Origin of the sequence: Desulfacinum infernum DSM 9756 (genome assembly GCF_900129305.1) — a bacterium.
Lineage (GTDB): Bacteria > Desulfobacterota > Syntrophobacteria > Syntrophobacterales > DSM-9756 > Desulfacinum > Desulfacinum infernum.
In genome coordinates this window covers 1-9,355 of the sequence record NZ_FQVB01000067.1, presented here as the reverse complement: position 1 = coordinate 9,355, position 9,355 = coordinate 1, and the positions used below count along the sequence as shown (strand labels likewise).

Here is a 9,355-nt window from a genome sequence, read left to right as displayed (position 1 = left end):
AGGACTGTATTGCTCTTCCACACTGGATGTGTCGAGCATCTGAAAAATATCATCAAAAACAAAACATGGGTGATCCTTGGGCAGCAGGTCGAATATATAAGTCGGAAAAAGTTGCCGTTGCCGGAACTGAATCGGATCAGTCTTGAATGGAATCATAGTGCCGCTCCCCCAAATGAGTCTAACGCTCATGGGAACAACATATCAGCGTAGCACTATACTGTCAAGTACAAATAGCGTATGCATATGAGATTAACATCTCATGTGTATCAATTCTCGGACAAGCTCCTAGGAGGCTGTCCGAGAATGTTTTTCCGGCTTGGAAGGCCGGGCCCCCCTCTCATCGTAGCCGCGGGGCTTCAGCCCCGCGGAAAGGCCCATGGTAACCCCTTGAAGTCGCAGCCCCTATGCGATGGCCAATCCGACGACCGGGGATTCCGCCGCAGCCCTTTAGGGCTGGGAAAGGCTCCGCGGCTGCCAATACCCCCATCCCGGGGCCCCCGGCACAACGAAGGATGAAACCACCTTTGGAAAGCAGGTCTTTGTAGGCGTGAATGATTATCGGCCCCTTCAGGCTGCGGGCACGAACAGGAGAAGGCCGCGTTTCAGCATATAAGAAGGCAGGTCCTTTTGCCAGCAAGCTCCTTGAGCCGTCTTCAGCTGAGCCGGTCGGCCGGCGATGCTTGCTCGGCTTGCTTTTCCTGCTGCTTCATTTGGTAGAGCCTGTCCAGTACGCCGTTGACGAAGGCCCGGGAGTCTTCGGTGCCGAAGCGCTTGGCCAGCTCAATGGCCTCGTTGATGGAAACCCGCGGCGGAATGTCGTCCCGGTGGAACATCTCGTAGAGGGCGATCCTGAGAATGTTTCGGTCCACCGGCGACATGCGTTCCACCCGCCAGTTTTCCGAGGCGTCTGCAAGGCGAGCGTCGATGGAGTCCCGGTGGAGGCAGACGCCATCCACCAGGAGCTTGGCAAAAGCCCGAGGCTCCCGGGGCGCCTCGAAACACCGGCACACCAGCTCAAAGGCCTTCTCGGGCGCCATCCGGTTGAAGTCCATCTGGTAGAGCACTTGCAAGGCCAATTCTCGGGCCTGGCGCCGAATTCCCATGTTTATCCACACCTAAACGTTTTTCAGGAGATTGACCATTTCCACGGCGGCCATGGCCGCTTCGAAACCCTTGTTGCCCGCCTTGGAACCGGCCCGTTCGATGGCCTGTTCCAGGGTGTCGGTGGTGAGCACCCCGAATGTGATGGGAACGGCCGTTTCCAGGCTCACCGTGGCGATCCCCTTGGAGACTTCGGCCGCCACGTAGTCGAAATGGGGGGTGGCTCCACGGATGACGGCCCCGAGGCAGATCACGGCGTCGTAACGGCCGCTGGCCGCCACCTTCTTGGCCGTGAGCGGGATCTCGAACGCTCCGGGAACCTTGTAGACATCGATATCGGCCTCATTGGCGCCGGTTCTCGTGAGGGCATCCACGGCCCCGCCCAGCAGCCGCTCGCAGATGAAATCGTTGAAGCGGCTGACCACGATGCCGAACTTGAGCCCTTCCGCTCGCAGGTTGCCTTCAAACACTCTCATGCTTTTTCACCTCTCGGGCTGATTCCAGACAATGCAGCACATGTCCCATCTTGGTGCACTTGGTCTTCAGATAGTCGTAATTGCATTGGTTGGGTTCGATTTCGATGGGCACCCGCTCGGTGACGGTGATGCCGTAGCCTTGCAAGCCGACGATCTTCTTCGGGTTGTTGGTCATGAGGCGCATTTTTCGCACTCCCAGGTCCACCAGGATCTGGGCGCCGATCCCGTAGTCCCGGAGATCCGCCTTGAAGCCCAGCGCCTCGTTGGCTTCCACCGTGTCGTAGCCCTGTTCCTGGAGGGCGTAAGCCTTGAGCTTGTTGACCAGGCCGATGCCGCGCCCTTCGTGGTTCCTCATGTAGAGAAGGACGCCCTTGCCTTCCCGGTCGATCTGCTGCATGGCGGCCCGCAACTGGTCCCCACAGTCGCAACGGAGAGACCCGAACACATCCCCGGTGAGGCATTCCGAATGCACCCGCACGAGCACCTCGTCCTCGGGGTGGATCTCCCCCTTGACCAGGGCCAAGTGGGTGTATTCGTCGATCACGTTGGTGTAGGCGATCACCCGAAAGTCCTGCCCGAAGCGGCTGGGAAGGCGCGTTTCGGCCGCACGCTGGACGAAGCTTTCCGTCTGCATGCGGTATTCGATGAGATCGGCGATGGTGACGATCTTGAGGTTGTGTTCTTCCGCGAACTTCTCCAGGTCCGGCATGCGGGCCATGGTGCCGTCGTCCTTCATGATCTCGCAGATCACCCCGGCGGGCTTCAGGCCGGCCAATCGCGCCAGATCCACGGATCCTTCCGTCTGGCCCGTGCGCACCAGCACGCCGCCTTTCTTGGCTCTGAGCGGGAACACATGGCCGGGGCTCACCAGGTCTTCGGGTTTGGCGTCGTCGGCCACGGCCGTGAGGATGGTGTGGGCGCGGTCGGCGGCGCTGATCCCCGTGGTGACCCCGGTTCTCGCTTCGATGGAGACGGTGAAGGCCGTCTCGAAAGGACTCTTGTTGTCTCGGACCATCATGGGGAGCTGCAGACGGTCCACCCATTCGGGGGTGAGGGCCAGACAGATGAGGCCTCGACCGTACTTGGCCATGAAGTTGATGGCCTCCGGGGTGACCTTTTCGGCGGCGATGCACAAATCGCCCTCGTTTTCCCGATCCTCATCGTCCACGAGGATGACCATCTTCCCCTGACGAATGTCTTCCAAGGCTTCGGGAATGGTTGCCACTGGCATGATCGGCTCCTTCCGACAAAGGAATAGGGAGTCGGGGAACCCGCTCCCGAAAAAACGCATCCCGACCCGGTCGGCGGGTCGGGAGACCTATAACATGATGTTTCCCGCGATACAAGAAAGGTTCGCCCGCTAAAGGAACCCGTGCTCCACCAGGAAGGCCGTGTCGATGCCGCGCTGTTCCCCACCTTTGTCCCCGTCGGGTCGGTGACCCTGGAGCATGCGCTCCACGTATTTTCCGATGATGTCCGTTTCGATGTTCACCCGGTCTCCGATCTGGAGGAGCCCGATGGTGGTCACCTCGGCCGTGTGGGGGATGACGTTCACAGCGAACCGGTCGGGCCCGCAGCCGTTGACCGTGAGGCTCACGCCGTTCACGGCGATGGATCCCTTGGCCACCACGTAGCGGGAAAGTTCCGGGGGGATGGAGAAGGTGAGCCTCCAGGATCTTCCTTCCATGGCCCGATCCTGAAGGGTGCCCAGGCCGTCGATATGCCCGGTGACCAGATGGCCCCCCAAACGGTCCCCCAGCCGGAGGGCCCTTTCCAGGTTGAAACGGCTTCCGGGACCCCTGGTTCCCAGAGTGGTTCGGGAGAGGGTTTCCGCGGACACGTCCACGCTGAAGGTGCGGCCCTCGAAGGACACGACCGTCAGGCACGCCCCGTCCACGGCGATGCTTTCTCCCAGCGTAAAACCTCCCGGGTCGAAGTCCGCGCGGAGGGTCATCCGCGCATCCGGTCCCCTGCGGTCCACCCGGAGCAGGGTCCCCGTTCCTTCCACCAGTCCCGTAAACATGCGGTTCTCCTTGCTTTGCGACAAAGCCGAGGTTGTCCCGGAATGCGCAACTTCCTCACTCCCGCCAAGCCTGCTTTCGGCCTGAACGGGAAATTTCACGTAGGGGCGAAAGATCTTTCGCCCCTACCGTTCGCATCCCTGGAGATTTTGCCGGTCCAACAGACCCATTCGCGTCTATTCGTGGTTCTCTTTTCACGGCCTCAAGGGCTGTGCTGGGTCGGCAACAGACAGATGCGGAACGCTCAGTAGAGCTCCTCACGAAACCTTGCAGTGACCAACAAATCCGTATCGAACCTTCGGATCCTGACGCCGTAGAGACCCGCGGCTTCCTGCATGTTCAGCCGAGCCCGGCCTAGGAAGACGGGGACCCCCTCCGCGTCACCCAGGATCTTGGGTGCCAGGAAGAGGGCCAGGGCGTCGGCCAGGCCCCGGTCCAGGAAGGATCCGTGCACGCGGGCTCCGCCCTCCACCAAGAGGCTTGTGATCGACCGGCTTCCGAGTTCCCGAAGCAAGGCCGCAAGGTCGCATCCGGACTCCGCACGGGGAAGCGCCAGCACCTCCACACCGAGATCTTCCAAAAGCCGGCGTTTTTCCTTCGGTGCATCCTCCCCGCAGACCGCCAGCACGGGCGCCTCGGCGACGGTTCGAACCAGCTGGGACGATTCCGGCAGGCGAAGTCTTCCGTCCAGGACGATCCGAAGGGGCTGACGGCATCGGCTGCCGGAAAGACGTGCGGTGAGCAGAGGATCGTCGGCCAGTACCGTACCCACTCCCACCAGGATGGCGTCTAACCAGTGTCGCAGGCGATGGGTGTGGCGCCTCGACTTCTCATTGGAGACCCAGCGGGCGTCGCCCGTGCGGGCGGCGATGCGCCCGTCCAGAGTGGCTGCGGCCTTCAGGGTGACATGGGGGATGCCCCGGGTCACCCACTTGATGAAGGGTTGGTTGAGTGCCCGGCATTCTTCTTCCAGAACGCCGGCCTCGACTTCGAGGCCCGCCGAACGGAGTCTGTCCAGTCCGCCTCCCGAGACCCTCGGGTTGGGGTCCGTCATGCCCACGACCACCCGGCGGACTCCCGCCGCGAGCACCGCTTCCGTGCACGGGGGCGTCCGGCCGTGGTGGTTGCAGGGCTCCAGGGTCACGTAGAGCGTGGCGCCACGGGCGGCCTCGCCGGCTTGGCGCAAGGCGTTCACCTCCGCGTGGGCTCCGCCCACCCGTCGGTGGTACCCTTCGCCGACGATTCGGCCGTTGCGGACCAGCACGGCACCCACCATGGGGTTGGGGCTGGTCCAGCCGGAACCGCGAGCGGCGAGCCGGAGGGCCCGCCGCATGTAAGTCTTGTCCGTATCCGTAAGGTTGGCGTTCATTCCGGAATCGTTCCGTGTCCGTCGTATTTTTCCTATCTCCGCGTGATTACCGGGCGGGGATGAACCACGCCCTCACTCAACAGGTCCGCCTGCTTTCGTAGGGGCGGGCCTTATGCCCGCCCGCCGGAACCTCACGATGGGGAAGAACCGTCCAATTTAGGTAAAGGAGCCATCATAACGCCGGCCCTCATTATATTTTACTACCCTTGGGCCGAGAGCGCATGGGCGCGGGTGCCGGGGTCGTGAAGGGGAAAACTTTCGCAGAACGCGGCCACATCGGCCTTCAGTACGGCCAGCCGCTGGGAATCGTCCACCGCCGACAGCGCCTGGTGGATGAACCGGGCGATCTCCACCATGTGGGACGGCTCCATGCCCCGCGTGGTCACGGCCGCGGTGCCGATCCGGATGCCGCTGGTGACATGGGGCGTCTGGGGATCGAAGGGGATGGAGTTCTTGTTGACCGTGATGCCCGCCTTGTCCAGGGCCTCCTCGGCCTGTTTGCCGGTCAGGCCCTTGTTGCGCAGATCCACCAGCATCATGTGGTTGTCGGTTCCGCCGGAAACCAACCGATAGCCGTGGGACAGGAGCGCCTCGGCCAGGGTGCGGGCGTTCTGGACGATCCGGCGCTGGTATTCCTTGAAGCAGGGTTGCATGGCTTCCTGGAAGGCCACGGCCTTGGCGGCGATCACGTGCATGAGGGGGCCGCCCTGGATTCCGGGGAAGATCTGGCTGTCCAGCTTCCTTCCCAGTTCGGCTCCGGCCAGAATGAGGCCTCCCCGGGGGCCCCGAAGGGTCTTGTGGGTGGTGGAAGTCACCACATGGGCGTGGGGAACGGGGTTGGGGTGGAGCCCCGCGCTGATCAGTCCGGCGATGTGGGCCATGTCCACCATGAGGTATGCGCCCACTTCGTCGCAGATCTCCCGGAACCGGGCAAAGTCGATGACCCGCGGATAGGCGCTGGCCCCGGCCACGATGAGCCGGGGGCGGTGTTCCCGGGCCAGGCGGGCCAGCCCGTCGAAGTCGATGGTTTCGGTATCCGGCTTGACCCCGTAGGAGACCACTTTGAAGAGCCTTCCAGAGAAGCTCACCGGGCTTCCGTGGGTCAGATGGCCGCCCTGGCGGAGATCCATCCCCATGATGGTGTCCCCGGGCTCCAGAAGGGCGAAATAGACGGCCATGTTGGCCTGGGATCCGGAATGGGGCTGCACGTTGGCGTATTCGGCACCGAACAGCCGGCAGGCGCGTTCCTGGGCCAGCCGTTCGGCCACGTCCACGAATTCGCACCCGCCGTAGTAGCGCCGGCCCGGGTAGCCTTCGGCGTATTTGTTGGTGAGCACCGAGCCCTGGGCGATTCGCACGGCGTCGCTCACGAAGTTTTCCGAGGCGATGAGTTCCAGCTTGCTCCGCTGGCGGTGCTCTTCATCGCGGAGGACCTGCGCGATTTCGGGATCCATCGACTGGAGTGAATGAATGTCCATGATGTCCTCGTGCGTTGCGAGCGTCTGGAGTGACGATTCCTCAGGCCTCTTGGGGCCTTTGGTCCAAAAGGTTCACGCGGCGGCTGTGGCGGCCCCCTTCGAAGTTTTCGGCCAGCCACGTGTCCACGATTTCGAAGGCCAGGTCCTGGCCGGTGAAGCGCCCGCCCAGGCACAGCACGTTGCTGTCGTTATGGCGGCGGCTCATCTTGGCGGCATAGGGTTCGGACGCCAATACCGCGCGCACCCTCGGGATGCGGTTGGCGGCCATGGACATGCCGATGCCGCTGCCGCACACCAGGATGCCCCGGTCCACCCGGCCGGAGGCCACAGCCCGGGCGACCCGGAAGGCGTAGTCCGGATAGTCCACCGATTCCGTGCCGTGGGTCCCGATGTCTTCGACGTCATAGCCGGCATCCTGCAGCCGGGTGACGATCTTCTGTTTCAGTTCGAAGCCGGCGTGATCGGCCCCTATCATGATCTTGAACATGGCTGTCCACTTTCTTCGCTGGATTATTCTTCCGACCACTTCCGGAAGACCACCGTGCCGTTGGTGCCGCCGAAACCGAATGAATTGGAAAGGGCCACCTTGGGGTCGGCTTTCCGGGCGGTGTTGGGCACGTAGTCCAGATCGCAGTCGGGATCCGGGGTTTCGTAATTGATCGTGGGGGGCAGGATCCCGTGGTAGAGCGTCAGGGCCGTGTAGGCTCCTTCCACGCCTCCCGCGGCCCCCAGCAGGTGGCCTGTCATGGACTTGGTGGAGCTGACGGCAAGCTTCCGGGCGTGATCGCCGAAGACGGTCTTGATGGCCTGGGTTTCCAGCCGGTCGTTGAGATCCGTGGAGGTGCCGTGGGCGTTGATGTAGTCCACCTCGGTGGGATCGATGCCTGCATCTTCCAGGGCCGCTCGCATGCAGTTGGCCGCCCCTTCTCCTTCCGGTGCCGGCGCCGTCATGTGGAAGGCGTCGCCGGAAGCGCCGAAGCCGATCACCTCCGCGTAGATCTTGGCACCTCGGGACCGGGCCCGTTCGGCCTCCTCCAGGATCAGGATGGCGCAACCTTCGCCCAGAACGAACCCGTCCCGGTCCTTGTCGAAGGGGCGGGAGGCCTTTTCGGGTTCGTCATTGCGCGTGGAAAGAGCGCGCATGGCATTGAAGCCGGCCACACAGAGCGGGGTGATGGTGGATTCCACGCCGCCCGTGATCATGATGTCGGCCACGCCGTCGCGGATGAGGTGAAAGGCCTGCCCGATGGCATGGGTGCCGGCGGCGCAGGCAGTCTGGATGGACAGGTTGGGTCCCTTGGCCTTGTGGTTGATGGAGATGAGGCCCGGGGCCATGTTGCCGATGAGCATGGGGATGAAGAAGGGACTGATTTTCCGAGGCCCCGATTCGAGCAGCGTTTTGTGGGAACTTTCAATGGTGCTCAAGCCCCCCAACCCGCAGCCCAGCACCACGCCGGCGCGGGTGCTTTCCTCGGGGGCGATCTCCAGTCGCGCGTCCTGGAAGGCGAGCTGGGAGGCCGCCACGGCGTAGGTGAGAAAGATGTCCATCTTGCGGATGTCTTTCTTGGGGATGAAGTCTTCCGGGTTGAAGTCCGACACTTCCCCGGCGATTCTGGTGGCGAACCCGTCCGTGTCGAACCGCGTGATGGGTCCGATGCCGGAAATGCCGTTGATCAACTTGTTCCAGTTCTGTTCGATGCCCACACCCAGCGGTGTCACCAGTCCCAATCCGGTGATCACCACACGACGGCCAGTGTTCCCCTTCATAATCTCCTCACTTGCTCGGAAGGCTTCCGCCCTGGATTAACCCATGTACATGCCGCCATTCACGTGGAGGACCTGCCCGGTGATGTAGGCGGCCTCCTCCGATGCCAGAAAGCGAACGGCTGCGGCCACCTCTTCGGGCCGTCCCGTGCGACCCGCCGGGATCTGCGTAAGGAGGGCTTCCCGCGCCTTTTCCGGCAGGGCGTGCGTCATTTCGGTTTCGATGTATCCGGGAGCCACGGCGTTCACCGTGATGTTTCTCGAAATGAGCTCCCGGGCCAGGGACCGGGTCAGGCCCATGATGCCGGCTTTCGCCGCCGCATAATTGCATTGACCGGGGTTACCTGTAAAGCCCACAACGGAGGTGATGTTGATGATCCGGCCGTAGCGCTGCTTGAGCATGGGGCGGACCGCCGCCTGGCAACACAGGAAGATGCCCTTGAGGTTCACGTCCAGCACCTGGTCCCAGTCTTCCTCCTTCAGGCGGGGAAAGACGTTGTCCCGGGTCACACCGGCGTTGTTGACCAGCACGTCCAGTCGGCCGAGCGAGTCCACCACCTCCTTGAAGCCGCTCTTGACCGCTTCGGGATCGGCCACGTCGAAGGGGCAGAGAACCGCGCGGGCGCCCCTTTCCTCCACGGCGCCGGCTGTCTCCTGGGCGGCGTCCTTCCCGGAACGGTAGTTGACCACCACCGTCGTGCCGGGTTCCGCAAAGGCCAGGGCCACGGCGCGTCCGATTCCCCGGCTGGCTCCCGTCACCATGACCACCTTGGTCTGTTCCATGCCCGCCTCCTTTAGCTTTCCCTTAACGATGGGGGGCGCCCTTGCGCCGCTCCGCACGGATGAAAGAGCGGGCCAGGCAAGGGCGTTTTGTGGGAGCGCCGCAAGGCGCGATTTTCTTTGCGTGATCGTACGCCTGTTGGATGGCCGGCCACCCTCGTCGCGGCTTTCGCCGCTCCCACACACCGGTCATTGCCATTGTCGCCCATTTGCGTTCATCGGCCGTTCTTTCACCTTAACGGTCATGGCTCCCCTCACGCCACCCCGCATGGATGAAAGATGTCGTCAAGGGAGAGCCCTTTCTCTAGGAGCCGGCTTGCCGGCGATCCCAATCGCGGCCAATGCCGCTCCTACAAGGGATCGAAA

General features: G+C 62.9%; 9 protein-coding genes. All 9 read right to left on the bottom strand.

Features of this window, described 5'->3' with window-relative positions:
- Positions 1–653: 653 nt before the first annotated feature.
- Complete coding sequence (nusB, locus tag BUB04_RS18435) at positions 654–1,103, bottom strand: transcription antitermination factor NusB (RefSeq protein WP_073042241.1); 450 nt, start codon at positions 1,101–1,103, stop codon at positions 654–656.
- A 12-nt stretch (positions 1,104–1,115) separates the two neighbouring features.
- On the bottom strand, positions 1,116–1,577 hold the full coding sequence (gene ribH, locus BUB04_RS18430; RefSeq protein ID WP_073042239.1) for a 6,7-dimethyl-8-ribityllumazine synthase: 462 nt from the start codon (positions 1,575–1,577) through the stop codon (positions 1,116–1,118).
- Positions 1,564–2,808: a bifunctional 3,4-dihydroxy-2-butanone-4-phosphate synthase/GTP cyclohydrolase II gene (locus BUB04_RS18425; protein WP_073042237.1), complete on the bottom strand. Its 1,245-nt coding sequence runs from the start codon at positions 2,806–2,808 to the stop codon at positions 1,564–1,566. The genes ribH and BUB04_RS18425 overlap by 14 nt, the downstream gene beginning before the upstream one ends.
- A 129-nt stretch (positions 2,809–2,937) precedes the next feature.
- On the bottom strand, positions 2,938–3,600 hold the full coding sequence (locus BUB04_RS18420) for a riboflavin synthase (RefSeq protein ID WP_073042235.1): 663 nt from the start codon (positions 3,598–3,600) through the stop codon (positions 2,938–2,940).
- 242 nt (positions 3,601–3,842) lie between these two features.
- Positions 3,843–4,967: a bifunctional diaminohydroxyphosphoribosylaminopyrimidine deaminase/5-amino-6-(5-phosphoribosylamino)uracil reductase RibD gene (gene ribD / locus BUB04_RS18415; protein WP_073042233.1), complete on the bottom strand. Its 1,125-nt coding sequence runs from the start codon at positions 4,965–4,967 to the stop codon at positions 3,843–3,845.
- A 200-nt stretch (positions 4,968–5,167) separates the two neighbouring features.
- Positions 5,168–6,445 (bottom strand): serine hydroxymethyltransferase, encoded by a 1,278-nt coding sequence (glyA, locus tag BUB04_RS18410; protein WP_073042231.1) that lies wholly within the window; start codon positions 6,443–6,445, stop codon positions 5,168–5,170.
- A gap of 40 nt (positions 6,446–6,485) precedes the next feature.
- Complete coding sequence (rpiB, locus tag BUB04_RS18405) at positions 6,486–6,932, bottom strand: ribose 5-phosphate isomerase B (RefSeq protein WP_073042229.1); 447 nt, start codon at positions 6,930–6,932, stop codon at positions 6,486–6,488.
- A gap of 23 nt (positions 6,933–6,955) precedes the next feature.
- Positions 6,956–8,212, bottom strand: a complete 1,257-nt coding sequence (gene fabF, locus BUB04_RS18400) for a beta-ketoacyl-ACP synthase II (protein ID WP_073042227.1) — start codon at positions 8,210–8,212, stop codon at positions 6,956–6,958.
- A 36-nt stretch (positions 8,213–8,248) separates the two neighbouring features.
- Complete coding sequence (gene fabG / locus BUB04_RS18395; RefSeq protein WP_073042225.1) at positions 8,249–8,992, bottom strand: 3-oxoacyl-[acyl-carrier-protein] reductase; 744 nt, start codon at positions 8,990–8,992, stop codon at positions 8,249–8,251.
- Positions 8,993–9,355: the final 363 nt, after the last annotated feature.